Origin of the sequence: Halomonas eurihalina (genome assembly GCF_008274785.1) — a bacterium.
Lineage (GTDB): Bacteria > Pseudomonadota > Gammaproteobacteria > Pseudomonadales > Halomonadaceae > Halomonas > Halomonas eurihalina.
In genome coordinates this window covers 38,897-64,353 of sequence record NZ_VTPU01000010.1, presented here as the reverse complement: position 1 = coordinate 64,353, position 25,457 = coordinate 38,897, and the positions used below count along the sequence as shown (strand labels likewise).

General features: G+C 63.2%; 26 protein-coding genes and 1 tRNA gene. 10 read left to right on the top strand and 17 right to left on the bottom strand.

Annotated features, from left to right (window positions below):
* Window positions 1-110 precede the first annotated feature (110 nt).
* Window positions 111-989, top strand: coding sequence for an MBL fold metallo-hydrolase (locus FZZ93_RS11295; RefSeq protein WP_149322432.1), 879 nt, complete (start codon window positions 111-113; stop codon window positions 987-989).
* Window positions 990-1,318: 329 nt separating this feature from the next.
* Here the strand turns inward: FZZ93_RS11295 and FZZ93_RS11290 are convergent.
* Window positions 1,319-1,408: transfer RNA gene (locus FZZ93_RS11290), tRNA-Ser, on the bottom strand.
* Between the two features lie 252 nt (window positions 1,409-1,660).
* Here FZZ93_RS11290 and FZZ93_RS11285 point away from each other — a divergent pair.
* The 6 genes from FZZ93_RS11285 to FZZ93_RS11260 all read left to right on the top strand — a co-directional run bounded on the left by FZZ93_RS11285 (window position 1,661) and on the right by FZZ93_RS11260 (window position 4,432).
* Window positions 1,661-2,329 (top strand): Bax inhibitor-1/YccA family protein, encoded by a 669-nt coding sequence (locus FZZ93_RS11285; RefSeq protein ID WP_149322431.1) that lies wholly within the window; start codon window positions 1,661-1,663, stop codon window positions 2,327-2,329.
* Between the two features lie 69 nt (window positions 2,330-2,398).
* Window positions 2,399-2,791, top strand: a complete 393-nt coding sequence (gene tusD / locus FZZ93_RS11280; protein ID WP_149322430.1) for a sulfurtransferase complex subunit TusD — start codon at window positions 2,399-2,401, stop codon at window positions 2,789-2,791.
* Between the two features lie 23 nt (window positions 2,792-2,814).
* Window positions 2,815-3,192 (top strand): sulfurtransferase complex subunit TusC, encoded by a 378-nt coding sequence (tusC, locus tag FZZ93_RS11275; protein WP_149322429.1) that lies wholly within the window; start codon window positions 2,815-2,817, stop codon window positions 3,190-3,192.
* A 28-nt stretch (window positions 3,193-3,220) separates the two neighbouring features.
* Window positions 3,221-3,511: a sulfurtransferase complex subunit TusB gene (tusB, locus tag FZZ93_RS11270; protein ID WP_149322428.1), complete on the top strand. Its 291-nt coding sequence runs from the start codon at window positions 3,221-3,223 to the stop codon at window positions 3,509-3,511.
* The gene (locus tag FZZ93_RS11265; RefSeq protein WP_149322427.1) at window positions 3,511-3,867 is read left to right on the top strand and encodes a TusE/DsrC/DsvC family sulfur relay protein; all 357 of its coding nucleotides are present in this window, start codon (window positions 3,511-3,513) and stop codon (window positions 3,865-3,867) included. The genes tusB and FZZ93_RS11265 overlap by 1 nt, the downstream gene beginning before the upstream one ends.
* 1 nt (window position 3,868) lies before the next feature.
* Window positions 3,869-4,432, top strand: coding sequence for an acyl carrier protein phosphodiesterase (locus tag FZZ93_RS11260; protein ID WP_149322426.1), 564 nt, complete (start codon window positions 3,869-3,871; stop codon window positions 4,430-4,432).
* A 4-nt stretch (window positions 4,433-4,436) separates the two neighbouring features.
* On the opposite strand, the gene FZZ93_RS11255 is transcribed toward FZZ93_RS11260, so the two are convergent.
* The 5 genes from FZZ93_RS11255 to FZZ93_RS11235 all read right to left on the bottom strand — a co-directional run bounded on the left by FZZ93_RS11255 (window position 4,437) and on the right by FZZ93_RS11235 (window position 8,266).
* Window positions 4,437-5,654, bottom strand: a complete 1,218-nt coding sequence (locus FZZ93_RS11255; RefSeq protein WP_149322425.1) for a molybdopterin molybdotransferase MoeA — start codon at window positions 5,652-5,654, stop codon at window positions 4,437-4,439.
* Window positions 5,647-6,168 (bottom strand): molybdenum cofactor biosynthesis protein B, encoded by a 522-nt coding sequence (gene moaB / locus FZZ93_RS11250; protein ID WP_149322424.1) that lies wholly within the window; start codon window positions 6,166-6,168, stop codon window positions 5,647-5,649. Before moaB ends, FZZ93_RS11255 begins: the two co-directional genes overlap by 8 nt.
* Window positions 6,165-6,491 carry a DUF1244 domain-containing protein gene (locus tag FZZ93_RS11245; RefSeq protein WP_149322423.1) on the bottom strand — a complete coding sequence of 109 codons (327 nt, stop codon included), beginning with the start codon at window positions 6,489-6,491 and terminating at the stop codon, window positions 6,165-6,167. Before FZZ93_RS11245 ends, moaB begins: the two co-directional genes overlap by 4 nt.
* Window positions 6,492-6,547: 56 nt before the next feature.
* A complete protein-coding gene (locus FZZ93_RS11240; protein WP_149322422.1) occupies window positions 6,548-7,180 on the bottom strand; it encodes a helix-turn-helix domain-containing protein in 633 nt (210 codons plus the stop codon).
* 153 nt (window positions 7,181-7,333) lie between these two features.
* Complete coding sequence (locus tag FZZ93_RS11235) at window positions 7,334-8,266, bottom strand: histone deacetylase family protein (RefSeq protein ID WP_149322421.1); 933 nt, start codon at window positions 8,264-8,266, stop codon at window positions 7,334-7,336.
* A gap of 113 nt (window positions 8,267-8,379) precedes the next feature.
* Here FZZ93_RS11235 and FZZ93_RS11230 point away from each other — a divergent pair, with 113 nt between their 5' ends.
* On the top strand, window positions 8,380-11,130 hold the full coding sequence (locus FZZ93_RS11230) for a bifunctional acetate--CoA ligase family protein/GNAT family N-acetyltransferase (RefSeq protein ID WP_149322420.1): 2,751 nt from the start codon (window positions 8,380-8,382) through the stop codon (window positions 11,128-11,130).
* Window positions 11,131-11,145: 15 nt separating this feature from the next.
* On the opposite strand, the gene pdxH is transcribed toward FZZ93_RS11230, so the two are convergent.
* The 10 genes from pdxH to metH all read right to left on the bottom strand — a co-directional run bounded on the left by pdxH (window position 11,146) and on the right by metH (window position 21,961).
* Window positions 11,146-11,787 carry a pyridoxamine 5'-phosphate oxidase gene (pdxH, locus tag FZZ93_RS11225; RefSeq protein ID WP_149322419.1) on the bottom strand — a complete coding sequence of 214 codons (642 nt, stop codon included), beginning with the start codon at window positions 11,785-11,787 and terminating at the stop codon, window positions 11,146-11,148.
* A 93-nt stretch (window positions 11,788-11,880) separates the two neighbouring features.
* Window positions 11,881-12,276, bottom strand: a complete 396-nt coding sequence (locus FZZ93_RS11220; protein WP_149322418.1) for a DUF2069 domain-containing protein — start codon at window positions 12,274-12,276, stop codon at window positions 11,881-11,883.
* Window positions 12,273-12,890 (bottom strand): NAD(P)H:quinone oxidoreductase, encoded by a 618-nt coding sequence (gene wrbA / locus FZZ93_RS11215; protein ID WP_149322417.1) that lies wholly within the window; start codon window positions 12,888-12,890, stop codon window positions 12,273-12,275. The genes FZZ93_RS11220 and wrbA overlap by 4 nt, the downstream gene beginning before the upstream one ends.
* A gap of 34 nt (window positions 12,891-12,924) precedes the next feature.
* Window positions 12,925-13,266, bottom strand: a complete 342-nt coding sequence (locus FZZ93_RS11210; protein WP_149322416.1) for an arsenate reductase family protein — start codon at window positions 13,264-13,266, stop codon at window positions 12,925-12,927.
* A gap of 84 nt (window positions 13,267-13,350) precedes the next feature.
* Window positions 13,351-13,812, bottom strand: coding sequence for an MgtC/SapB family protein (locus tag FZZ93_RS11205; RefSeq protein ID WP_149322415.1), 462 nt, complete (start codon window positions 13,810-13,812; stop codon window positions 13,351-13,353).
* Between the two features lie 126 nt (window positions 13,813-13,938).
* Window positions 13,939-14,367, bottom strand: coding sequence for a gamma-glutamylcyclotransferase family protein (locus FZZ93_RS11200; RefSeq protein ID WP_187774517.1), 429 nt, complete (start codon window positions 14,365-14,367; stop codon window positions 13,939-13,941).
* 200 nt (window positions 14,368-14,567) lie between these two features.
* Entirely contained in the window at window positions 14,568-15,083 is a 516-nt protein-coding gene (locus tag FZZ93_RS11195; RefSeq protein WP_149322413.1) for a DUF934 domain-containing protein, read from the bottom strand.
* Window positions 15,076-16,728, bottom strand: coding sequence for a nitrite/sulfite reductase (locus FZZ93_RS11190; protein ID WP_149322412.1), 1,653 nt, complete (start codon window positions 16,726-16,728; stop codon window positions 15,076-15,078). The genes FZZ93_RS11195 and FZZ93_RS11190 overlap by 8 nt, the downstream gene beginning before the upstream one ends.
* 150 nt (window positions 16,729-16,878) lie before the next feature.
* Window positions 16,879-18,261, bottom strand: a complete 1,383-nt coding sequence (locus FZZ93_RS11185) for an MATE family efflux transporter (protein ID WP_149322411.1) — start codon at window positions 18,259-18,261, stop codon at window positions 16,879-16,881.
* Between the two features lies 1 nt (window position 18,262).
* The gene (metH, locus tag FZZ93_RS11180; RefSeq protein ID WP_149322410.1) at window positions 18,263-21,961 is read right to left on the bottom strand and encodes a methionine synthase; all 3,699 of its coding nucleotides are present in this window, start codon (window positions 21,959-21,961) and stop codon (window positions 18,263-18,265) included.
* A 269-nt stretch (window positions 21,962-22,230) separates the two neighbouring features.
* On the opposite strand from metH, the gene nfuA reads away from it, so the two are divergent.
* Window positions 22,231-22,821, top strand: coding sequence for a Fe-S biogenesis protein NfuA (gene nfuA / locus FZZ93_RS11175; protein WP_149322409.1), 591 nt, complete (start codon window positions 22,231-22,233; stop codon window positions 22,819-22,821).
* Between the two features lie 130 nt (window positions 22,822-22,951).
* On the opposite strand, the gene FZZ93_RS11170 is transcribed toward nfuA, so the two are convergent.
* Window positions 22,952-23,995, bottom strand: a complete 1,044-nt coding sequence (locus FZZ93_RS11170; RefSeq protein ID WP_149322408.1) for a DNA-binding protein — start codon at window positions 23,993-23,995, stop codon at window positions 22,952-22,954.
* Window positions 23,996-24,230: 235 nt separating this feature from the next.
* On the opposite strand from FZZ93_RS11170, the gene FZZ93_RS11165 reads away from it, so the two are divergent.
* Window positions 24,231-25,445, top strand: coding sequence for a tyrosine-type recombinase/integrase (locus FZZ93_RS11165; RefSeq protein ID WP_149322407.1), 1,215 nt, complete (start codon window positions 24,231-24,233; stop codon window positions 25,443-25,445).
* The last annotated feature ends 12 nt before the right edge of the window (window positions 25,446-25,457 follow it).

Genomic DNA, 25,457 nt, shown 5'->3' with positions numbered 1-25,457 from the left:
CATCGTGGCCCGAAGTTTTCGAATATTGTCATTCAGGCCAATTTTTTACTCTGCCGGCTCCCTCTAGACTGCTTGCCATCATCCCAGCAAGGTAATAAAGGAGCATCCATATGCTGAACAAAACCTTCACCTGTTCCCTGGCCCTGAGCACGGCTCTCATCGCTGGCAGTGCATCCGCGGACTCGACCTCTCAGGAAACAGCGCAGCAGCTACAGCAGATCCGCAATGCCACGGTGAAGATCTCCTATGGGGATACCACCTTCCTGATCGACCCAATGTTGGCCGAGCAGGGTGCTTATCCAGGTTTCGAGGACACCTACCGCAGCGAGTTGCGCAACCCTCTGGTTGAACTGCCAATGCCAGCAGAGGAGGTGATTGATGATGCGGATGCCGTGATTGTCACCCACACCCATCTCGACCACTGGGACGCTGCCGCTCAGGAGCTGCTGCCGAAGGACATCCCCTTGTTTGCCCAGAATGTCGCCGATGCCGAGCTGATTCGCTCCCAGGGCTTTAGTAATGTGCGCATCCTTGACGGTGATGCCGAGTTCGGCGGGGTACAGCTCCACAAGACGGGCGGTCAGCACGGCTCCGATGCCCACTATGCTATCCCCGAACTGGCCCAGGCGCTCGGTGATGTCATGGGGGTGGTCTTCGAGGCGCCGGGACAGAAGACCACCTACGTAGTTGGCGATACGGTCTGGCGTGACGAGGTCGAGCGGGCACTGGAGCGTTACAACCCCGAGGTGATCGTGTTGAATACCGGCGCTGCCGAGGTAACCGGCTTCGAAGATGACCCCATCATCATGGGTAAGGAAGGTACGTTGCGTACCCACCAGGCGGCCCCAGATGCCACCATCATCACGGTGCATATGGATGCCGTGAATCACATGACGCTAAGCCGTAACGAACTGGCCGACTATGTGCAGGAAGAGGGCATCGAGGATCATGTCGTGATCCCCGCTGACGGCGAGGTTATTTCCTTCTGATCCAAAGGGCCGTCACCTCCATGGCGACTCGTTTCTCCCTATTTGGCGTATTCAGCCAGGGCGGAATTCTGAACACCGAGTTGTTCTGGATATGTGTATTCGTGGGTCCGGCCTGGTAGGACTCATAGGGGGTCAATTCCCGGTGAGTGGTTCACCAGGCCGGGCGGTCTGAAGATAGCTATGGTAGCCCGGCCCCTGCAAGTGGCCAGTTGGCGGGGTCTGTTATAGACGTTATAGAAAGCGGGGTTCTGAAGAATAGAAAGCGGGGTTCTGGAGAGCGCTGAAATGAAAAAGGGAACCAGCTAAGTAGCTGATTCCCTTGAAGAAGGTGGCGGAGGGACAGGGATTCGAACCCTGGGAAGACTCGCGCCTTCGCCGGTTTTCAAGACCGGTGCATTCAACCGCTCTGCCATCCCTCCGGCTCACGGCGGTGTATCCTACCAAGATTTTTCGATGAGTCAAGAGCCCTGGCCGATCAAGATGTTACCTATGCAATGAGCGCGTGTGCCGTATACTGCAAGGAAGCGTCTCTTGTATTGTCTATCAGGACGACGAGGCGCCGCTCCTGGAGGGGAGCGGCGGAGCTGCTCGATGGGCGCTTGCGTCGGGAACCTTCACGGGGCATTCTGTGTCGATTGCCTGGATCATTATAAACAGGGAGCTCTGGATCAATGGCTTACCAAGACACTCACGTGACACACCAGCAGTCACGAAGCGTCAGTGCCAACAAGACGCTACGCAACACCTATGGACTGTTGGCGATGACGCTGCTGTTCTCGGCCGTGACGGCTGGCGCTGCTGTGGCGATGGGCGTCCAGCAGATGAACATTCTGGTGTTCTTCATTGGTGCCTATGGGTTGATGTTCCTGGTCCACAAGACCGCGAACTCTGCCTTCGGCCTGCTCGCGACCTTTGCCTTCACCGGCTTCATGGGCTTTACCCTCGGGCCGCTCCTCAGCGCCTACCTGACCCTGCCCAATGGGGCTCAGTTGATCATGACCGCGCTGGGCATGACCGGCCTTACCTTCCTCGGCCTCTCAGCCGTGGCACTGGTGACCCGCAAGGACTTCAGTTTCCTGAGCAACTTCCTGCTGGCCGGGGCCATCGTGCTGGTGCTTGCCATGCTGGCCAGCATCTTCCTGCAGATTCCCGGCCTCTCGCTGATGGTTTCCGCCGGCTTCGTGCTCTTCTCCGCCGCGGCGATTCTCTATCAAACCAGCGAGATCGTGCATCGCGCCGGCGAGACCAACTACATTCTCGCCACCATTACCCTGTATGTTTCCATCTACAACCTGTTCGTCAGCCTGCTCTCCATCCTAGGTATCATGAGTCAGGACTGATCCGACTCGGACGTCCACTGCCATGCTGGCCCCGCTACGGCGGGGCCAGCGCGTTCAGAGAGATGTATCATGCGCTATGCGATCCTGTTGATGGGCGCTCCCTACAGCGATCAGGCCAGCCATTCGGCACTGCGTTTCGCCCGTGCGGTGCTGGCGCGGGGGCATCAGTTGGAAACTGTTTTCTTCTACCATGACGGCGTCTACAACGCTGCCAGGCTTGCCGCTCCCCCTCAGGACGAACCCCATCTGGTGGATGGTTGGATAACCTTGAACGCCGAACACGGCGTTGCCCTGCAGGTCTGTATTGCGGCGGCATTGCGACGTGGGCTGATGGATGAGCGGGAAGCGAGCCGGCATGGCAAATCGGGATACAGTGTGGAAGCTCCCTTCGAATTGACTGGGCTCGGCCAACTCGTCGATTTGGGGCTGAACTGTGACCGTCTGGTGACCTTTGCATCCTAGGAGCACCGTCCAGAGGAATGATGATGCGTGATGAGCAAACGCCCGATGGCGATCTGCTGGTGATCCTTCGCCATGGCCCTCATGGTACGAGCTGGCTGCGGGAAGGTCTCGATGCCGCCCTGGTGGGCGCCGCTTTCGGCCGAGAGGTGGCGCTGCTGTTCATGGGCGAGGGTGTCCTGGCCTTGCTGGAGGGACAGGGACCGGGAGCACTGGGCCAGAAGGGCACGGGGCCGACGCTCGAGATGCTCGAGATGTACGATATCGAGGCGCTGTATGTTGAAGGGCGGGCCATGGAACGTTATGGCCTCGAACAGCAGGATCTGCTGCTGGAGACGCGTTGCCTGGATGCTGCGGCCATCGCGGAACTGGTGGATCGCAATGCCCTGGTACTGACATTCTAGTGTCCCGGGTCTCGTCGACGAGGAATCTATGAAACTGCATATCGTGAACCGAGCGCCGGATGCCGGGCGAGCGGTCGAACAGGCGCTCTCGGCCATGACGGCCGAAGATCGGTTGCTGCTCATCGAAGACGGCGTGCAGGGCGCACTGCCGTCCCAGGTCGATGGATTCGCGGATATCGAGGGGCGACTCTACGCCCTGCGCGACGATCTCGAGGCCCGTGGTCTCATGGGGCGCCACGATGAGCGGGTGAAGGTGGTGGATGTCGACGGCTTCGTGACCTTGACCGAGCAGGCTGAACGAACCTTGAGCTGGTATTGATGGCAACCACAGAAATATACCGTTATCTTATTGTTTCCGACACAACGAATGTGGCCCTCGATCCCGAAGGTTATCTCGTCGAGATCGAACAGTGGACCCCCGATGTCGCCAGGGCGCTGGCCGATGAAGAGGGCATCACGCTGGATGAGGCGCACTGGGAGGTGATCGAAGTGCTACGCGACTTCTATGCGCGTTATGAGATGGCGCCTGCCATGCGCCCCCTGGTCAAGGCCGTGGGGCGTGCCCTGGGCCCGGAGAAGGGGCGCTCTATCCATCTGATGCGACTGTTCCCTGGCAGTCCCGCCAAGGTGGCGGCTCGTCTGGCGGGGTTGCCCAAACCCAGCCATTGTCTGTGACATGAATTTTCTGGCGCATGGCTGGCTGGCAAGAGGCGGGACGGACGACTTCCTGTACGGCAACCTCATTGCCGATGGCGTCAAGGGCGTGGATTTCGAGGCTTGGGGGCCGGAGATCGCCCGTGGTATCCGTCACCACCGCCGCGTGGATGCCTATGTGGATGCGCATCCGATCGTGCGCGATGCACGGGCGAGGGCGCCAACGCCGCAGCGCCGTTATGCGGGCATCGCCCTCGATCTATTGTGGGATCATTTCCTGGCCCGCCACCTGGAGGTCGGCGAACGCGATGCCCTGGTGGGGCGTTGTTATCGAGTGCTGGACGGCCGTGTCGCGCCGCGTCGTCTGGAGGCGATGATGCCGGCCTTGATAAGCCAGGATTGGCTGAGGGGATACGCCGATTTCTCCTTCACCTGCCGGGCGGTGGCAGGCCTGGGCCGCCGCATCGACGGCCCCAATCAACTGGCGCGACTGGTGCCCTGGATGGAGCGCGACTATATCCAGCTGGCTCGAGATTTCGAATCGCTCTGGGACGATCTTGAGGCCGAACTGGGCGTATCTCCCTGAGGCTTCAAGCCCCGCGCAGCCACAGGCAGTCGACGGAATCGCCGGCGCTGATACTCGAGTCGGGCTCGATGATCGCCAGGGCGTCGGCACCGACACAGGACGACAGCACGCCGGAATTCTGGTCGGGAAAGGCTTGGGCTACGATCCCCTCTGCAGAAAATGCCAGTGTCACGCGCATGTAGTGGCGGCGTGGCCCCGTGCGTGCCGTGAAGTCGGCCCGGGCGGTGAGCCGCGGCAACTGCCCAAGCTCGGGGCAGTCGAGCAAGGCGCCGATGAGTGGGCGCAGGAACAACCAGGCCGCCACGAAGCTTGAAACCGGGTTACCCGGCAGTCCGACGAAGCGCGTCTCGCCGCCATTGTCGTCGGGCAGGCGGCCCAGGGCGAGCGGTTTGCCCGGACGCATGGCCAGCTTCCACAGATCGAGACGACCCAGCGACTCGAGCGCCGCCTTGACGTGATCTTCCTCGCCGACGCTGACTCCGCCGGTGGTAATGACGACATCGGCGTCCCGTGCCGCTTCGCTGAGTACCTTGCGGGTGCCTTCGGCCTCGTCCGGCACCGTTGCCAGATGCGTGACCTCGGCCCCGAAGGTCTCGAGCAACTCGATCAGCATGGGCCGGTTGCTGTTGTAGATCTGGCCGGCTTTCAGTGGTTGGCCGGGTTCGACGATCTCGTCACCGGTGGAGAGCAGGGCGACGCGTGGACGGCGGCGCACCTCGACCTCGGTGATGCCCTGCCCGGCGAGGTGGCCGAGGGCGGCGGCATCGAGGCGCATGCCGGCGCTCAGCAATGGCGTGCCCGAGCGCACGTCGCTGCCGCGATGACGCACATTGTCATGGACGGGGATGTCGTCGGGCACCCGGATGCCATCGGCGGTGACTTCGGCGTTTTCCTGCCGAACGACACAATCGGCGCCTCGAGGCATCGCACCGCCGGTGAAAATGCGGGCACAACTGCCCGGTGCCAGGGGCTCGGCGCTCGCGCCGGCGGTGATGCGCTGGGAAACCGGCAGGACGCGTCCGGCATCGGTATGGCGCAGGGCATAACCGTCCATGGCGCTGTTGTCGAAAGGCGGCACGTCGAGGCGGGCGGTGACATCGGCCGGAAGCACGCGGCGTGCCGCTCGTTCGCAGGGCAGGGTTTCCGTCGGCAGTACCGGGACGCCCTCGAGCAGGGCCTCTAGGCCGGCTTCCACCGACTGGAGGGATGCGGCTTCAGACATGCTGGCCTCGTTCCGGAATCACCAGGTTAGCGAAGTTGCAGGGTTGATGGCGGCTGTCGAGCTGTTCGGCGAGGATGCCGTCCCAGGCAGTGCGGCAAGCGCCGGTGGAGCCGGGCAGGCAGAAGATGACGGTTGCGTTGGCCAGGCCACCGAGGCAGCGGCTCTGCACGGTGGAGCTGCCGATTTCCTGCCAGGAGAGGTGGCGGAAGAGCTCGCCGAAGCCTTCGATCCGCTTGTCGAGCAGCACGTCGACGGCTTCCGGGGTGGAGTCGCGCCCGGTGAAGCCGGTACCGCCGGTGGTCAGGATGACCTGCACCTCGGGCTCGGCGATCCAGGCTGCCACCTGGGCGCGAATGCGGTAGACGTCGTCGACGACGATGCGCTTTTCGTGCAGCCGGTGGCCGGCGGCCTCGAGACGTTCCACCAGGGTCCGGCCGCTGCGGTCAGTCTTTTCGGTGCGCGTGTCGGAGACGGTGAGTACCGCCACGTTCAGGGGGATCATCGCCTCGTTCATTCTTCGTCGCCCCGTTCGCGCTTCGCGGCCTGGCGAGCCTCGAGGGCGGCCAGTTGTTCCGGCGTGGCTTTGGCCTGATAGCGTGACTTCCACTCGCTATAGGGCATGCCGTAGACATACTCGCGGGCGGCTTCGTAATCCAGCGATTCGCCGCGCGCTTCGGCCTCGGCCACCAGCCACTTGGAGAGGCAGTTGCGGCAGAAGTCGGCAAGGATCATCAGGTCGATGTTCTGAACGTCCTTGTTCTCGTCGAGATGGCTCAGCAAGCGGCGAAAGGCGGCGGCCTCGAGTTCGGTACGGGTGGCGTCGTCGAAGTCCTGCATGGTGTCGCTCCATTGAGTAGAGGTTCGATATCTTGCCGAAGGAGGTACGCTGTTCGTCAATTCCCATCCCGCGGCGTGCACACTGACAGCACCACGGCGTCCTCTTCGCTGACCGAGACCAGAGCATGACCCATGTCGCTGTCGAAGTAGATGCTGTCGCCCTTGGCCAGTTGAAGCGGCTCGTAGAACTCGGAGAACAGCAGGATATCGCCCTCGAGGATCATCAGGAACTCCTCGCCGTCGTGGCGGACCCATTCGCTGAATTCCTCGAAGCGACGCGCTCGCACGATGGTCTTGAAAGGGATCATGCGCTTCTGGGCCAGTTCGCAACTGAGCAGCTCATGCTCGTAGGTCGGGGTGGGATGCTGTTGACCCTCGCCGCGGCGCGTCAGGTCTCGGCGGCCCATGGTGCGCGTCTTGGTCCGCGGTTGGCTGAGTAGCTGCGGCAGGTCGATATCCAGGCCGCTGATCAACTTCTGCACCGCGGTGAAGGTCGGTGAAATCTGGTCGTTCTCGATCTTGGAAAGGGTGGAGCGTGCCAGCCCCGTGCGCTCGCTGACATCGCCCAGGGTCCATTCATTGGCCAGGCGGATCTCCTTGAGCCGTTCGCCGAGCCGCAAGGGCTCGACGAATGGCTTGCGCCCGGAGGCAATGCGCAGGGCGGCGTCCTGATCGTTGCTGGCGGTCATCGGAATTCACTATCGGAAACGGAGTTTCCGCCAGATTACCATAACCAGCCGGGCCGTCGGGTAGTCCCGGCGACCCGTACCTGGCCGATGGCGACATGTCGGTACCGCCAGGTGTTGCCGGTCGTGTTTCCCGATGCTGGGAAACGGCGTGGTTCAATCGAAGGGCAGGCCGAGCAAGGCCTTGAGATAGGCCTCGGTGCTGCGCCCCAGGGCGTCGCCCGCGTAGCCGCCCTCGAGAACCGTGACCAGTCGGCGCTGGGCATAGCGCTCGGCGATCTCCACGGCCAGGCGGCTCACCCAGTAGAAATCTTCGTCGCCCAGGCAGAGTTCGGCCAGGGGATCCTCGCGGTGGGCATCGAAGCCTGCCGAGACCAGCACCAGGTCGGGCTTGAAATGGTGCAGGGCGGGCAGCCAGCTTGCTTCGATGGCGCGACGGAAGGCGGGGCCGTCGGTGCCGGCCGGCAGTGGTGTATTGACGATGTTGGAAGCTCGGCAGTCGAGATAGCGCCAAGGATAGAAGGGATACTGGAAGCTGGTACAGATCAGCACGCCCGGGTCGTTCTGGAAAATATCGATGGTGCCGTTGCACTGGTGGACATCGAAATCGAGAATCGCCACCCGACGCGCGCCATATTCGCTCCGGGCATGGGCGGCGGCCACCGCGACATTGTTGTAGAGGCAAAAGCCCATGGCGTCGTTGGCCTCGGCATGGTGGCCGGGTGGGCGCATGGCGCAGAAGACGTTGTCCGCCTGATGCCGATAGACACGATCGATGCCCTTGATCGCCGCACCGGCGGCGAGCCTGGCGATGCGCAGGCTATCGGGGGTTATCAGGGTATCGCCGTCGATCGGTACGATGCCTTGCTCCGGCAAGCAACGCTCGAGAGTGCGCAGGTGCGTCTCGGGATGGACACGCTGCAATTGTGCCGCGCTGGCCTCGATCGCCTCGGACTGCATGGTCTGCTGGAGAATGCCCGAGCGCAGCAGGCGGGCGCGGATGGCATCCAGCCGCTGGGGCGACTCGGGATGTTCGGGCCCCATGTAGTGTCGGGGATGGTCGGGGTGGGTGATATAGGCCGTGATCATGCGTGCCCTCCGCTGAGTTGCGCCTACCATAGGGGGCGGGAGTCCTTGCATGACACTGGCAATAAGTCGTACATAGGGAAAAACCTTGTAACATCCAGCCGATGGAGCATCCGATGAGCACCCGCTTTCTTTCCCACTTCTTCGAGCCGGGCAGCATTGTGGTGGTCGGCGCGTCGGAGAAACCTCACTCCATGGGGGGGCTGGTGCTGCGCAATCTGCGTGAGGGAGGCTTTTCCGGCGCGATCTGGGCGCTCAATCCCAAGGGCTACGAGCAGGTGTTCGGTGAACCCTGCGTGAGTCGTGTCTCACGCCTGCCGGAGGTGCCGGACCTGGCGGTGATTTGCTCGCCGGTGGAAACGGTGCCGGCCATGATCGAGCGGCTGGGACGTTTCGGGATACGGGCGGCACTGGTGCTGTCGGGTGGCGCGCATCTCGATGATCCCTGTGGTGAGACAGGATCGGTGCGCTCGCGCATGCTGGGTGCGGCGCGGGCCTCCGGCATACGCGTGCTCGGTCCCGAGTGCATGGGGTTGATCGTGCCGGGTCGCAAGCTCAACGCCTCCTACGCCAGTCAACCGGTCAAGCGTGGTCGCGTCGCCTACCTGGGGCAGTCGGGAATGCTGGGCAATGCCATGATCGATTGGGCAGCGGGGCGTGGCATCGGCTTTTCACATCTGCTGACGCTGGGCGACAGCGTCGACGTGATGCTGCCGGACCTGATCGACTACATCAATCAGTACGCGCCGGCTCAGGCCATCCTGCTGCACCTGGAGCGCATCCTCGACGCCCAGCACTTGATGACCGCGATGCGCGATGCCTCGCGTCATCGATTAGTGCTGGCCATCAAGAGCGGCCGCACCGCGGAATCGGACATCTCGAATTTGCCGCCGACACCGGGCGTTGCCAACCGCGACCAGGTCTTCGATGCCGCCTTCGCGCGTGCCGGGGTGGTGCGCGTCGATGACTCAGATGAGCTGTTCGATGCCCTGGAGACGTTGTCGCGCATGAAGCCGCTGCGCGGCGATCGTCTGGCGGTGGTTGCCAATGGCCTGGGGCCGGCGATGTTGGCCATCGATAAGCTGATCAGTGCCGGCGGTCGCCTGGCGACCTTCGAGGAGGCAACGCAGCGCAGGCTTCGGCAGGAACACCGGGACCGCAGCAAGCCAGGCGAGAATCCGGTGGATCTCGGGGGGCTTGCCACGCCAGAGGATTTCGTCGAGACCCTGGAACTGGTCGCCGCCGACCCTGGCGTCGATGCCGTGCTGGTGGTGCATGCGCCGACCCGACTGGCACCGTCGCTAGACACGGCACGAGCCGTTATCGAGGCCCGCAAGCGGTTCAAGCGTAACCTGCTGACCAGTTGGATGGGGTTGGAGGAAGCTCTATCGGCCCGGCATGAGTGCAATCAGGCGGGAATTCCCACCTACATCTCGCCGGAGAAGGCTATCAAGGCCTTCATGCACATGGTCGATTACCAGCGAGTGCAGTTGCTGCTCCAGGAAACGCCGCCGAGCTTGCCTTTCGATACCACGCCGGCGATCCGTGCCCATTGCCGCGAACTGATCGACAGCGCCCGGGCCGAGGGGCGTCAGAGTCTCGACCACTCCGAGGTGTCGCGGGTACTCGAGACCTACGGCATTCCTCCCGCCCCGAGTCGTTATCTGCAGTCGCCCGAACAGGCCGACGAGGCCGCGCAAGGCTTCGACGGGCCCATGGCGCTCAAGGTGGTGCACGATGGCAATTGTCGTCCCTTTCGGTATCGACGCCATCCGCACAAGCTTTCGGCAGGGCTGTTGCAGGATCTGGCCACACCCGAACAGGTGGCCGAAGGGGTGATCCGGCTGGGTGACAAGGTGCGCGAGAAGTTTCCCGATCTCGTCATTCGCGAGTATTGCCTCCAGGCGATGCAGCGCGGCAAGCATTCCATGCAGCTGTGCGCGGGTATCACCCGGGACCCGGTGTTCGGGCCGCTGATCGTGTTCGGTATCGGTGGCTACAAGGTCAATATCCTGGCCGATCGGCAAGTGGCCTTGCCGCCATTGAACATGTCCCTGGCGGCGGATGTGGTCGGACGAACCCATGCGGCGCGCTTGATTCGCGAGCATTCGAGCGATCCCGAACGGGACATCGAGCGCATCTGCGAGCTGCTGGTCAAGCTCTCGCAGATGGCCAGCGATCTGCCGGCGCTTAATGGGCTCGAACTCAACCCGGTGCTGCTCAATCGTGATGGCCTGGTGGCCGTGGATTTCGCCATGGATCTCGGCGAGCCGGCACGCTTTGCGATCATGCCCTATCCCGAGGAACTGCGCGAATGGGTGACGCTCGGCAATGGCTGGGACGTCGAGGTGCGACCGATTCGTGCCGAGGACGCGCCGCTGATCACGCGCTTTCACACCCAGCTTTCCGAGCAGAGCATCCGGTTCCGCTATTTCCACCACAAGGCGGACTTGTCACAGCGAGACCTGTCGATGCTCTCGCATATCAACTATGACCGCCAGATGGCGTTCATCGCTGAGCACCTGCTCGACGATGGGACCAAGGAGATGCTGGGCGTGGTGCGGGTCTGGAACGATCCGGACAATATTCGCACCGAATTCTCGATCATCATCCGCGACGACCTGCAGGGGCTGGGCATCGGCAAGCTGCTGATGGAAAGGATGATCCGCTACAGCAAGGGGGTTGGCACCCTGGAGATGGTCGGCCAGATCATGGCCGATAACCATCCGATGCGTGCACTGATGAAGCAGCTCGGCTTTCGTCAACGCTACAACATGGAAGAACAGGTCGTGGATGCCGTGCTGCGCCTCAACGAACCGCAGAGCGAATGGCAGCGCCATCGTCTCGAGACGGCGCTGCCGGATTGACCGGCGCCTCCGCTGTCAGGGAGCCAGCCGGAAATGGCTCCAGGTGCTGGCGCGTCGCTCGTAGCGAATACGGTCGTGCAGGCGGCTCGGCTGTCCTTGCCAGAACTCGATCATTTCCGGTACCACACGATAGCCGCCCCAATGGCCGGGCCGCTCGATCTCCTGGCCTTCATAGGCTCGCTGGAAGCGCTGTTCGCGTTCCTCGAGCCAGTTACGGCCCGGAATCACCACGCTCTGGGTGGCGACCCAGGCGCCCAGCTGGCTGGCCCGGGGGCGGCTGGCGAAGTAGGCGTCGGATTCCGCATCGCTGACTTGTTCCACAGGGCCCTCGACGCGCACCTGCCGGCCCAGGGACGGCCACCAGAAGACCAGGGCGGCATGTGGCACATTGGCCAGTTCGCTGCCCTTGTGGCTCTGGTAATTGGTATAGAAGACCAGCCCCTGTTCGCTGAAATCCTTGAGCAACACCACGCGAGCATGGGGCATGCCCTGGCTGTCGGCAGTGGCCAGGGTCATGACATTGCCGTCGTCCCCCTCGGACTCCAGGGCCAGGGCCAGCCACTCATCAAACAGGGACAAGGGCTGGTCGGGTACCTGGTCTTCTTCGAGCCGACCGCCTTCATAGTCGCGCCGTATATCGGCAATATCTCGTGTCATGGCGTTCTCCTAGAATATTCCGTCATGGTCGCCGCTTGGCGTACCAAGCTCAAGGCATGATTGGAGCAGTGTCATCGGTCGGTACGGGTCGGATCATGCCTCGGCCTTGACCTGGCGGCTGCGAAAGCGGGCGTATCCCGTACACCCGACGAACAGGGCCAGCGAGACCAGCGCTTCCAGGCTACCTCGTGCGAACTGTCCGGGCAGGCCTGCGACCATGGCGCCCTGGGCGAAGTAGAGCAGGCTGACGAAGGCGAGCCACGCATGCCCGCGCGCGCGCCTGGCCAGGATGGAGGGCAGAAAAAGCACCAGTGGCAGCACGAAGGCCACCATGGGGCCGATGCGGCTGGCATCGCTTTCCACTGCCACGCCACGGTAGACCATCATCAGGATCAGTATCGCATAGCTGCCGATGACCAGGCGCCGGCAGCGGGTCACCAGAACGCTCAATCCCTCGCGTGCCTCGAGATTTTCCAGCCAGCGCTTCATGTGTCCTCCCCGCAGCGCTCCAGTGCCAATGCCAGCCTTGCCAGGCGCTTGCCCTGGGCGAAGGCCAGGCGACGCTCGTGATCGTCCAGTGGGCGATCGCTGCGCTTGCCGGCCAAATGACTGCTGCCGTAGGGCGTCCCGCCGGCTTGGGTCTCCATCAATTCCACCTCGCTGTAGGGCAATCCCGCATAGACCATGCCGTGGTGCAGCAGGGGCAGCAGCATGGAAATCAGCGTCGTTTCCTGGCCGCCATGCAGGCTGGAAGTGGAGGTGAAGGCCGTGGCCGGGCGATCGACCAGGGCGCCTCCCAGCCAGAGTTCGCTGGTGGTGTCGATGAAATATTTCAAGGGTGCGGCCATGTTGCCGAAGCGAGTCGGGCTGCCGAGAGCCAGGCCGGCGCAATGGCGCAAGTCATCGAGATCGGCGTAGATCGCTCCTTCGGCGGGGATCTCCGGGTCCACCGCTTCGCAAGTCGGTGAAACGGGGGGGACGGTACGCAGGCGGGCCTCGATGCCGCGCATCGACTCGACGCCGGCGGCCAGGCGTTCGGCCATGGCCCGGGTCGCGCCCTGGCGCGAATAGTAGAGAATCAGGATATAAGGCTGGGAGGACATGCGGCTTCCTGAGTCGAAAAGAAGGGGGAACGGGTCAGCCGAGCAGACCGAGAACGTCTTCCGGGGGGCGTCCGATTACAGCGCGCTGACCGTCGTCGGCGATCGGGCGCTGCAGAATCTTCGGATAGGCGACAATGGCCTGCACGACTTGGTCGGGATCGTCGACGCTGGCATTCAGCGCCTTCCATTCCGCTTCATTGGTGCGCACCAGCGCGGTGCCATCGGCATCCAGTCGTGACATCAAGGAGCGCAGTTCCTTTTCGTCGAGCGGATCGTCCAGGTAGCGGCGTACCTGAACGTCGACACCGCGTTCCTCAAGCAGTGCCAGGGCCTGACGGGATTTCGAGCAGCGTGGATTGTGCAGCAAGGTCAGCATGGCGGGGCCTTATGGTCGGTCGAATGGCGCGGAGCCATTGTAGGCCGTCGCCACTCAGCCCCACAACACCGCTGTTCACTCGGCTCATTCCTCGCGCTTATGCCAGGGCAGGGCACGCTCAATGGCGCCGAGCACCGTCATGATGATCAATGCCAGCAGCGTGACCATGGTCGCCAACGCAAGATCGCCGACGCCGGCGCAGATACCGATGGCGCCGGCCAGCCAGATCGAAGCACCCGTGGTGATGCCCTGTACGGTGGTGCCGCTGCGGATGATGCTGCCGGCGCCCAGAAAGCCGATGCCGCCGATGACGCCCTCGACGATTCGGGTCGGATCGATGCGCGCTGTCGGGTCGTTGCCAGTGGTGGAAAAGAGAATTTCCAGGCCGACCAGTAGAAAGGCGGCCGCTCCCAACGCGACCAGCATGTGAGATCGCAGTCCGGCGGGCTTGCCACGGAATTCACGTTCGATGCCGAGCACCAGCGCCAGTCCTGAGGCCGCCGTCAGGCGGGTGAACATTTCCAGTAGTGTCAGTTCAGAATCCATGACGTCCTCCTGTCAGGGTCGTCTCATGCCGAAGCCATATCGTCTATATGAGAGTGGTGTACTCAGGACTTCCCTGGGAAAATAATTTCGATTTATACCGTTATCTTATATGCTGTAAAACAAATCTCACCGCGAAGATTCCATCCGTCGATACACCCAAGCTTCTTGCCCATTGGAGAGCGTGACTTCCTGACGAAGGTAGCGAATCCCCAGACGTTCGTAGCGGTCGAGGTGTTCCAGTTCCTCGCCGTTGACCGTCAGCATGAGCCCTTCGACGCTGTCTCCTGCGGACGGCGCGAGGTCGAGACCCTGGCGTTGGTAACCGTGCAGTTCGACCGATTGCGGGTTACCGGTTCGACCATAGACGAGCCAGCGAATCGGGGCGTAACGCAGGGTGCCGTAAACGAAGAGATGGTGTTCGCCGCTGGCCACCTCCGGGAGCGAATCGGGGCGTTCATAGGTCCAGGGGCTGAGCCAGGTCAGCCAGAACCAGCCGGCAATGACGAAAGGGGCGCAACATACGCTCAAAAGGCCCAAGCGGCGAGGGGTTATCATGATCGGTCTCGTAGCGTGAAAGTCTCATCTTGTCGGCACCAGCGGCCTAGCGTACGAGGGCGACGATAACATGGGCTTCCCATTCGACACGACGGGCAAGCGCCGTGGGTTTGAGAGACGCTAAACGTGAGAAAGCCGGCCACCGTGGCCGGCTTCTTTGGGCATTGCCGCTAGTTTGATGGCCGTTGCACGCGACGCTGTCAGGCGACGGCTTGTTCGCGCTGCGCCTCACGCATCCGGCGCCGGAACAGCGGCTCGGCGGTATCGGTGCCGGGCTGATAGCTCAGACTGAAGGTATCCAGCGCGTTCAAGGCGTCCTCGACGATCTGGTCTTCGCGCAGCAGGAAGGCGTTGAAGCCGCACCGCGACATGTAGAACAACTGATCGATCAGCACGTCACCCACGGCGCGAATCTGCCCGGTGTAGCCGTAACGCTCGCGCAGCAGACGCGCGATGCTGTAGCCGCGGCCGTCGGTGAACTTGGGAAAGTCGATGGCGATCAGCGGAGCCTCGAGCAGTTGCCCGGCGAGCTCGGGCGTGAGTTCAGTATCGCTGGCCAGCAGCGGGGCGGCGTCTGTGCTCGGGGCATCCAGCCACTCCGCCAGGGCGACGATGGCGCGCGCACCGGCGGGGCGTTCCGCGCCTTCCTCAAGGAACACCCAGTCATCATCCTGGACACGGCGATCGGCAATCAGGGTACGCTGCTGTTCAGGCATAGACTTGCTCCTTGAAGGGTTTCAGGCCGATGCGACGATAGGTGTCGAGGAAGGTCTCGTCGGGATTGCGCTGCCCGATGTAAACCTTCAACAGCTTGTCGATCACGTCCGTCACATCTTCGCGGTAAAAGGAGGGGCCGAGGATCTTGCCCAGCGAAGACTCGTTGCCCTGGCTGCCGCCGAGCGAGATCTGGTAGTACTCCTCGCCCTTCTTGTCGACGCCGAGAATGCCGATATGGCCCACGTGGTGATGGCCGCAGGCATTCATGCAGCCGGAGATGTTGAGCTCCAGCGGGCCCAGGTCGTAGAGGAAATCCAGATTTTCGAAGCGCTCCTGGATGGCCTGGGCGACCGGAATCGACTTGGCGTTGGCCAGCGAGCAATAATCGCCGCCGGGGCAGCAGATCAGATCGGCCAGGGTGCCCACGGTCGGATTGGCCATGCCGAGTGCATCGAGGCGCTGCCAGAGTTCTTCCATGCGATCCACCGGCACATCGGTCAGCACCAGGTTCTGCTCGTGGGTGACGCGCAGTTCGCCGTAGCCGAATTCATCGGCCAGGTCCGCCACCGCGGCCATGTCCTCGGAGGTCACGTCGCCGGGCGAGTGGTCGTGACGCTTGAGCGACAGGGTCACGGCCTTGTAGCCGGCGACCTTGTGGTCGGTGACGTTGTTGGTCACGAAGCGTGCGAAGGCACGGTTTTCCCCGCGCAGACGTTCGTAGGCCTCGATAGCGTCCTCGGCGACCTCACGACGGGGCGGGTCGACGAAGTGCTCGGCCACGGCGGATACCGCGTCCTCGGTGAGGGTCTGGGGGCCATCCTTGAGATGGGCCCATTCTTCCTCGACGCGACGCCGGAATTCGTCGATGCCAAGCGCCTTGACCAGGATCTTGATGCGCGCCTTGAACTTGTTGTCGCGACGACCGAACTGGTTGTACACCCGCACCAGGGCTTCCAGATAGGTGAGCAGGTGGCGCCAGGGCAGGTCCTCGCACACAACGCCGCCGATCATCGGCGTGCGTCCCAGGCCGCCACCGGCGAGTACCTTGACGCGCACTTCGCCGTCCTCGTCGCGCCACAGGCGCAGGCCCACGTCGTGGACCTGGATGGCCGCGCGGTCTTCTTCCGCGCCGGTCACGGCGATCTTGAACTTGCGCGGCAGATAGGCGAATTCCGGGTGGAAGGTCGACCACTGACGGACCAGTTCGCACCAGGGGCGCGGGTCGACGTCTTCGTCGGCGGCGATGCCGGAGAACTGGTCGGTGGTGGTGTTGCGGATATCGTTGCCGCTGGTCTGGATGGCGTGCATCTGCACGCTGGCCAGATCGGCCAGGATGTCCGGCACGTCCTCGAGCTTCGGCCAGTTCAGCTGCAGATTGGTGCGCGTAGTGAAGTGACCGTAGCCACGGTCGTAACGCGCGGCGATCTCGCCGAGCTTGCGCAGCTGATAGGAAGCCAGCATGCCGTAAGGGATGGCGATACGCAGCATGGGAGCGTAGCGCTGGATATAGAGGCCGTTCTGCACGCGCAGTGGCAGAAACTCCTCATCACTGATCTTGCCCTCCAGGTAACGGCGCATCTGGTCGCGAAACTGGGCGACGCGCTCGTCTACCAGGGTTTGGTCATGGTTGTCGTAGCGATACATTCAACGCCTTCCTGCAATAGGGAAGTGGCACGGTTGCGAATAGCTTACCGGGTGATCTTTATACGAGAAAAGAATAAATGTGCATAGTTTATATTCGAAATGGAATGAGCGGTAGTATCCCTGTCTTGCAAGGCGGCTGTCTCCGTTTCCTTATACGCTGAGTGCTGCCCAGCGGCCACGTTGCCAGATAACAGCGAACCAGGCGGAATTCAGACAGCGATAGCCGAGTTGTACCCACCAGATGCCGACCAGGCCGAATGCCAGGTGCACGCCGACCCACCAGGCAAGCGGCAGGAAGATTAGCCATTGCAGGGTCAGAGTGGTGGTCATCACGGTGCGGTTGGCACCAGCGCCGAGCAGGGCCTGGGCAAATACCAGAGCCGCGGCATCCATCACGATCATCAGTGCCGTGAGTTGCAGGGGAAGCCGTCCCAGGGCGATGAGTTCGGCATCGTGCAGGAACAGGCTCAGAACCGCCTCGGGAAAGGCCAACAAGGGCAGCGCCAGAAGCAGCAGGCATGGCAAGGCCACGCGCACTACGTCCCATCCCCAACGATGGGCATCGCGCCGATCCTGGCGGCCCAGGGACTGTCCCACCAGACTCATCGCCGCCATGCCCAGCCCGACGCCGGGCAGTATCAGCAGCAGCGAGAGGTTCACCAGCACGTGACCCACCGCCACGCTGGCGGTATCGATATGGCCGAGGATCCAGAACAGCATCGCGTAGCCGGCGGCGAACCAGATCTGCTGGAAGGAATGGGGAATGGCCAGTCGCAGGGTGGTCAGCAGGGTCTCGAGGTGAGGACGGGCAGCGAGAAAGCCGCTGGCCATGGCGTGTCGCAGGCTATAGAAGGACCAGATTGCCAGCCCCACGTAAAGTGAGAGCGTGGTCCCCGCGCCGGCGCCGGCGGCCCCCATGGCGGGTAGCCCCGCGAGACCGAAGATCAGCCCGACGCTGGCCAGGCCGTTGACCAGGTGCATGGCCAGCATGATGCGCAGGTAGAGCCCAGTGCGCTGGATGCCGTTCCAGTAACCGCGAAAGCAGAAGATCATGGCCACGGGAACCAGCGACACCACGCGCCAGCGGAAGTAGGCCACGGCTTCTACATTCACCGCCGGGTCCTGGTTGATCCAGGACATCAGCCGTGGTGCCTGCCACAGGCAAAGCAGGGTCAGGGGAATGGCAACCACCAGGGCGATGACGAGCCCCGCATTCAGGGCCTGGGCTCGCTGGCCCCATGCCTGCTCGCCGTGCCGCCGGGCGGTTTGCGCCTGCACCCCGGAGGAAAGCCCGAACACCACGGCGGTGATCAGAAAGATCGCATAGCCACCGATGCCGACACCGGCCAGCGGGATCTCGCCCAGGGCGCCGACCATTGCGGCATCGATCAAGTTCAGCAGGCTCTGGCTGAGCATACCGCCGATGATCGGCAGGGCGAGACGCAGGATGACGCGCCGCCTGTCACCGCCGCTGGGCAGCGGCGCGGCGATCTCGGCACCGGAGCATGCGTGTCGGCTGGTACGCTCCGACATGTCAGCTATCGTAGGACAGCACCGGCATGAGCCAGCGTTCCAGCTCGGCCAGCGACATACCCTTGCGCTCGGCCAGCGTCTCGACCTGGTCGCGGGTGATCTTTCCGGTGGAGAAATATTTCGACTGCGGATGCGCGAAGTACCAGCCGGCCACTGCTGCCGCCGGCCACATGGCGAAGCTCTCGGTCAGCGAGAGGCCGCTATGCGTCTCGGCCTCGAGCAGACGGAACAGCGTAGCCTTCTCGGTGTGATCGGGGCAGGCTGGATAGCCGGGGGCCGGGCGGATGCCGCGATACTTCTCGGCGATCAGCGCCTCGTTGTCCAGCGTCTCGTCGGGCGCGTAGCCCCAGTACTGCTTGCGCACGCGCTCATGCATGTACTCGGCGAAGGCTTCGGCGAGGCGGTCGGTGAGGGCCTGGACCATGATGGCGTTGTAGTCGTCGCCGGCGGCCTTGTAGCGCTCTGTCAGTTCTTCGACGCCATGTCCGGTGGTCACCGCGAAACCGCCGATCCAGTCAGGCTTGCCGCTGTCCTTGGGTGCTACGAAATCGGCCAGGCTATAGCACACGCCTTCGCGATTCTTGGTGGTCTGCTGGCGAATATGATGCAGCCGTTCGATCACCTCGCTGCGCGCCTCGTCGGCATAGACCTCGATGATGTCGTCGTCGACGGTGTTGGCCGGCCACATGCCGATCACGCCTCGGGCTTCGACCAGGCGCTCGTCGATCAACCGCTTGAGCATGGCCTGGGCGTCGTCGAAGAGATTGCGCGCGGCTTCGCCGACTTTCTCGTCGTCGAGGATGCGCGGGTATTTGCCGGCCAGTTGCCAGCTCATGAAGAAGGGTGTCCAGTCGATGCGCTCGACCAGGGGGGCCAGATCATGGTTTTCGAAGACCTCAAGGCCGGCCAGCGCCGGACGTGGCGGCGTGTAATCCTGCCAGTCGATGGCCGGCTTGTGCCGGCAGGCCTCGGCATAGCTGATCTCGGCGGCCTTGGGGCGACGCTTGGCGTTACGCTCGCGAACCTTCTCGTATTCCTCGCGGATCTCGGTGACATAGCCCTCCTTGAGCCCGGGCGAGAGCAGCTTGCCGGCCACGCCCACGGCGCGGGAAGCATCGGTGACATAGATCACCGGGTGCTCGTAGCCGGGCTCGATCTTGACCGCGGTATGTGCCTTGGAGGTGGTGGCCCCGCCGATCAGCAGCGGAATATCGAAGTTCTGGCGCTGCATCTCCTTGGCGACGTGGACCATCTCGTCCAGCGAGGGCGTGATCAGGCCGGAAAGACCGATGATATCGGCGTTCTCCTCGCGGGCGGTCTGCAGGATCTTCTCCGCCGGCACCATCACGCCGAGATCGATGACCTCGTAGTTGTTGCACTGCAGAACCACGCCGACGATATTCTTGCCGATGTCGTGGACGTCCCCCTTGACCGTGGCCATGACGATCTTGCCCTTGGCCTGGGTTTCTTCGCCTTTCTCGGCCTCGATATAGGGGATCAGGTAGGCCACGGCTTGTTTCATCACGCGGGCCGACTTGACCACCTGGGGCAGGAACATCTTGCCGTCGCCGAACAGGTCGCCGACCACGTTCATGCCGTCCATCAAGGGGCCTTCGATAACCTCGATGGGGCGCGTGGCACGCTGCCGGGCCAGCTCGGTGTCTTCCTCGATGTAGGCCGTGATGCCCTTGACCAGGGCGTGCTCGATACGCTTTTCGACCTCCCAGCCGCGCCATTCCAGGTCTTCCTTGCGGGAGGCGCCGCTACCGTCGTCCTTGTACTTGTCGGCGAGGTCGAGTAGTCGCTCGGTGGCATCATCGCGTCGATTGAGCACCACATCCTCGACGCCTTCGCGCAACTCGTCGGGCAGGTCGTCATAGACCGCCAACTGACCGGCGTTGACGATCCCCATGGTCATGCCGGCGCGGATGGCATGGTAGAGAAACACCGAGTGGATCGCCTCGCGCACCGCGTTGTTGCCGCGGAATGAGAAAGAGACATTGGACACGCCGCCAGACACCATGGCGTGGGGCAGGTGCTCGCGAATCCAGCGAGTCGCCTCGATAAAATCCACGGCGTAGTTGTTGTGCTCCTCGATGCCGGTGGCAATGGCAAAGATGTTCGGGTCGAAGATGATGTCTTCGGCCGGGAAGTCGATCTCGTCGACCAACAGACGGTAGGCTCGCTGGCTGATCTCGGCCTTGCGGGCGAAGGTGTCGGCCTGACCCTGCTCGTCGAAGGCCATGACCACGATCGCGGCACCGTAGCGGCGGCACTTGGTCGCCTGCTCGCGGAAGGCATCCTCGCCTTCCTTCAACGAGATGGAATTGACCACCGCCTTGCCCTGGATGCATTTCAGGCCGGCCTCGATGATCTCCCACTTGGAGGAGTCGACCATGATCGGCACCCGGGCGATGTCGGGCTCGCCGGCGATCAGGTTGAGAAAACGTACCATGGCATCCTGGGACTCCAGCATGCCCTCGTCCATGTTGATGTCGATGACCTGGGCGCCGTTCTCGACCTGCTCCAGGGCTACCTCCAAGGCAGTGGTGTAGTCCTCTTCCTTGATCAGGCGCTTGAAGCGTGCCGAGCCGGTGACGTTGGTGCGTTCGCCGACGTTGACGAACAGCGAGTCGTGCTCGATGTTGAACGGCTCGAGACCGGAAAGCCGGCAGGCCAGGGCACGTTCGGGGATCCGGCGTGGTGCCGTATCGCGGATCGCCCGATGGATGGCGGCGATGTGCTCGGGTGTCGAGCCGCAACAGCCACCGATGATGTTGACCAGCCCGCTTGCGGCGAACTCGGCGACGATGGCCGCCATTTCCTCGGGCGTCTGGTCGTACTCGCCGAATTCGTTGGGCAGCCCGGCGTTGGGGTGGGCGGAGACGAAGGTATCGGCCTTTTTGGCGAGCTCCTCGACGTAGGGGCGCAGTTCCTCGGCCCCCAGGGCGCAGTTGAGGCCCACCGACAGCGGCCGGGCATGGCGCACCGAGTTCCAGAAGGCCTCGGTGGTCTGGCCCGACAGGGTTCGCCCGGAGGCATCGGTGATGGTCCCGGAGATCATCACCGGCAGGCGCTCGCCACGCGCCTCGAACAATTCCTCGAGGGCGTAGATGGCTGCCTTGGCGTTGAGGGTGTCGAAGATCGTCTCGATCAGGATCAGGTCGCTGCCACCCTCGATGAGCGCTTCGGCGGCCTCGCGATAGTTGTCGCGCAATTCGTCGAAGGTGACGTTGCGCATCGCGGGGTCATTGACGTCCGGAGACAGCGAGGCCGTGCGCGAGGTCGGCCCGAGCACGCCCGCCACGTAGCGCGGTACGCCGGTTTCCTGGGCCACGGCATCGCAGATGGCACGGGCCAGCCGCGCGGATTCGCGGTTCAGCTCCGGTACCAGGTCTTCCATGCCATAGTCGGCCTGGGACAGCCGAGTGCTGTTGAAGGTGTTGGTCTCGACGATGTCCGCGCCGGCCTCGAGATAGTCACGATGAATGCGCGTTACCAGGTCGGGGCAGGTCAGCGCCAGCAGATCGTTGTTGCCCTTGAGGTCCGTCGGCCAATCCGCGAACCGATCGCCCCGGAAGTCCTCTTCAGAGAGGCCGGCATTCTGCAGCATGGTGCCCATGCCGCCATCCAGCATCAGGATGCGTCCGGCGAGGCTGTCAGTAAGAGTCGCAAACGAGGATACGGGGACGTCGGCCATGGGTCGGAGTGATCTCCAGCGTAGAAGTGGGACAAGCGTTCGAGCACCACGCAGCATGCGTAGGCGTGTTTATCTTGTTCGGCGTGGCATGCCGGATAGGTGCCCTATGGTAGCAAATGGTGCGACCCGGCGGCAGGGCATCAAAGACCCAGCAAATCACTCGGGATTGTCTCGACGCCATCGCTCGCTTACCATTAGGGAAAACACCGATTATTCCCGGCCACGTCCGTTATCCTCATCCCCGGTCGGGCCAGACCAGTGAGAGCATCATGAGCGACAGCATCCAGATCACCGATAGTGCCCAGGACTACCTCGCCGAACTGCTGGCCAAGCAGAACGTCGAGGGGATCGCCGTACGTATCTTCATTACACAGCCGGGGACCCCCTACGCCGAGACCTGCCTGGCCTATTGTCGGCCCGGCGAGGAGGAGCCCAGCGACGAGCGAATCGAGCTCGAGAAGATCGCCGTCTACCTGGACAAGAACAGCGTGCCCTTCCTCGAGGAAGCCGTGGTCGACTTCAATGCCGATCGCATGGGCGGACAGCTCACCATCAAGGCACCCAACGCCAAGATGCCCAAGGTCAACGCGGACAGCCCCCTCGAGGACCGCGTGAACTACGTGCTCTACAGCGAGATCAACCCCGGGTTGGCCGCCCACGGCGGCGAGATCAAGCTGGTGCAGTTGACCGAGGAGCAGATCGCCGTGCTGGCCTTCGGTGGCGGCTGCCAGGGCTGCGCCGCCGTCGACCTGACGCTCAAGGAAGGGGTCGAGCGGACGCTGATGGAGCGCATTCCGGAGCTCTCCGGTATCCGCGACGTCACCGACCATACCGACACCACCAATGCCTATTATCGCTAAGGAGACACTGATTTATTGCTGCGCTCGATATCTCAGCGCTCCTTTAAGTCTGTGTACCTTTAAGTCTGTGTAACACGGCGCACCCCATGCCCTGGTGCTATCCGGGGCTCTTCTTTTCCTCGAACCCCGCTCAAGCGGGGTTCGTTGCGTCTGGGGTGTCGTTTTCGTCCCCGGGCGCGGCGGTCCTTTCACTTCGCCATTCTTCGCGCATGGCGTCGAGCGAGGCCCATAGCCGCTGCTCGAAGTGGCGCTCACGTTCGCGCCATTGTTCCGTCTGTTCCGCTATACGCTGTTCCTGCTGCTCGAAACGCGCATTGAGCTGTTCGTGCTGGTCGCGCAAGGCGGCCTCGCGTTGCTCGGCATTGCCCCGGGCCTGTTCGGCGTCGTGCTGTGCCTGGCGGGCAGCAGCGAGATCTGTCTGCAGGGCGCTTTGCTGTTCCTGGAGGGTTTCCAGTCGGCGCGTCAGGCGCTGTTCCCGGCCGGCATGGGCCTTTTCGGCCGCCTGGCGTTCCTGGCGTTCCTGATCGAGCAGCCCCATCAGGCGCGCCTCGGCGGTTTCATTGCGCTCTTCCTCCTGCGCCAGGCGCTCACGGTGCGCCTCGGCCTGTTCCTCCAATGCCTGTCGATGAGCCTGTTCGCGGTGTTTCGCTTGCTCTTCGGCTGCTTCCAGGCGCCGCACCAGCTCATCGAGACGATCCCTCGACCGGGCCTCCCGTTCCTGAAGCGCCTCGTGCTCTGTGCGCAACTGAGCCAGTTCCGAGGTGCGCTGCTCGAGGCGCTGATCGATCTGGGTCAGGTGTGCCGACAGGGCGGTTTCACGCTGTTCGGCATCCTCGGCGCGACGTTCAGCCTCGGCGGCCTGCTGGCGGGCATCATCAACGCGTGAATCGGCTTCCTGGCGATAGTGCGCCAGTGCCTGATTGGCCGCTTCCTGGGCTTGGGTCCAGAGCGTCTCGGCCAGCTCCTGCAGCTCGGCGGGCATGCCCTGGGGTGGCGGCACGTCACGATTCTCCTCGCGCAGGCGGCGCCATTCGCGCAGGTGCTCGCTGATGGTAGTGAAGCTGCCCGTGCCGAGCGTCTCGCGAATCTTGTGCACGCTGGGGGCTTCGCCCTTGGCCATCAGGGAGTCGATGGCGCGCTGTACATCCTCGTATCGCACACCGGTGCGTGCCATGGGGTTCTCCTCGTCACAGGGTTATCGGTGCGGCAGGCCGCCCGATCAATGAGCGCAGGATAGCGCCTTCCGGAGCGAAGATAAAGCTTATTACGTATTATGGATAATGTAATTTTATTTATTGTATCCGCCATATAATCAAGATTACGCGCCTTATCTTGATTATTAGTGCTTACAGCGCGACACTGGAGTCAGGCAGAGCAAGCAGTCGAATGGTGCGCAGGAGCCCGTCCTGATGGAAGGAGAATCGCCGCAAGCGGCTTATCCCGTGGCCCCGGAGATCGGGACGGGACTTTACGAATCAAGCGTCACGCCCCTGGGCGGCGGCCTGACAAGCGGGGTAGGGCGTATCGCGGCCACCAGCGATGTCCAGGCGGTAGCGCTCTGGCTGGAGGAGTATCGCGCCAGCCCGAATACCCGGAGAGCCTATCGGCGCGAGGCCGAGCGCTTGTTGCTGTGGCTGGACGAGCGGGGCATGTCGCTGATCGAATTACGGCGCGATCATCTCGACGCCTTCGAGGCCTTTCTCGGTGATCCAGCGCCGAGAGAACGCTGGATCGGGCCGACCCGGCCGCGCCAGGACCTGCGCTGGCGGCCGTTTCGCGGCCCCTTGTCACCGTCGAGCCGACGCCAGAGCCTGGTTATTCTGCAAGGGCTCTGTGCCTGGCTGGTCGAGGCGGGATGGCTCGACCACAATCCGTTTCGCCTGATGCGTGACAAGCGGCGACGGCTGGACAATCGGCAAGCCGCGATCGAGCGCTATCTGGAGCGACCGCTGTGGGACTGGCTCTGGCAATGGCTGAACCGGCCGCTGACGGAGCAGGCTTCCGAGCGTGCGCATTTCATCTGGGCGCGTCGGCGGCTGGTCTTTGGCTTCGCCTATCTATTGGCACCACGAATCGGTGAGATGACCGCCGCTCGGATGGACGACTTCGAACGACGCGAGGGCCGCTGGTGGTGGCGAGTGACGGGGAAGGGCGCCAAGATCGCGCGCATCCCCGTGCCGCCGGACATGATGCGATTGCTAGCCGATTGGCGCGCCACCCTGGGACTCCCGCCGGAGCCATCACCCGACGAGTCGACGCCATTGCTGCGGGGGCTCGATGGACGGCGCAGTGTGGGCGACAACCACCTGTACCGCTTGATTCGGGCCACCTTCGAGCAGGCGGCCATCGCACTGGAACAGCAACTCGGCAGCGAAGCAGAACGCGAGGTGGCGCAGTTGCGACGCGCCACGCCGCACTGGCTACGCCATACGGCACTGACGCATCAGGCCCAGGCCGGTATCGAGCTGCGCTATCTCGCCGAGACGGCGCGTCACTCCCGGCTCGATACCACGGCCCGCTACTTGCATGCCGAGGCCGAAGAATGGCATCGACAGCAGGCGCGGCATGGCCTGGCGCCTCGAGATGAAGAGGGGGCGGACGGAGCGGGGGAGCAACCGGTATAATACGTTCAGAAG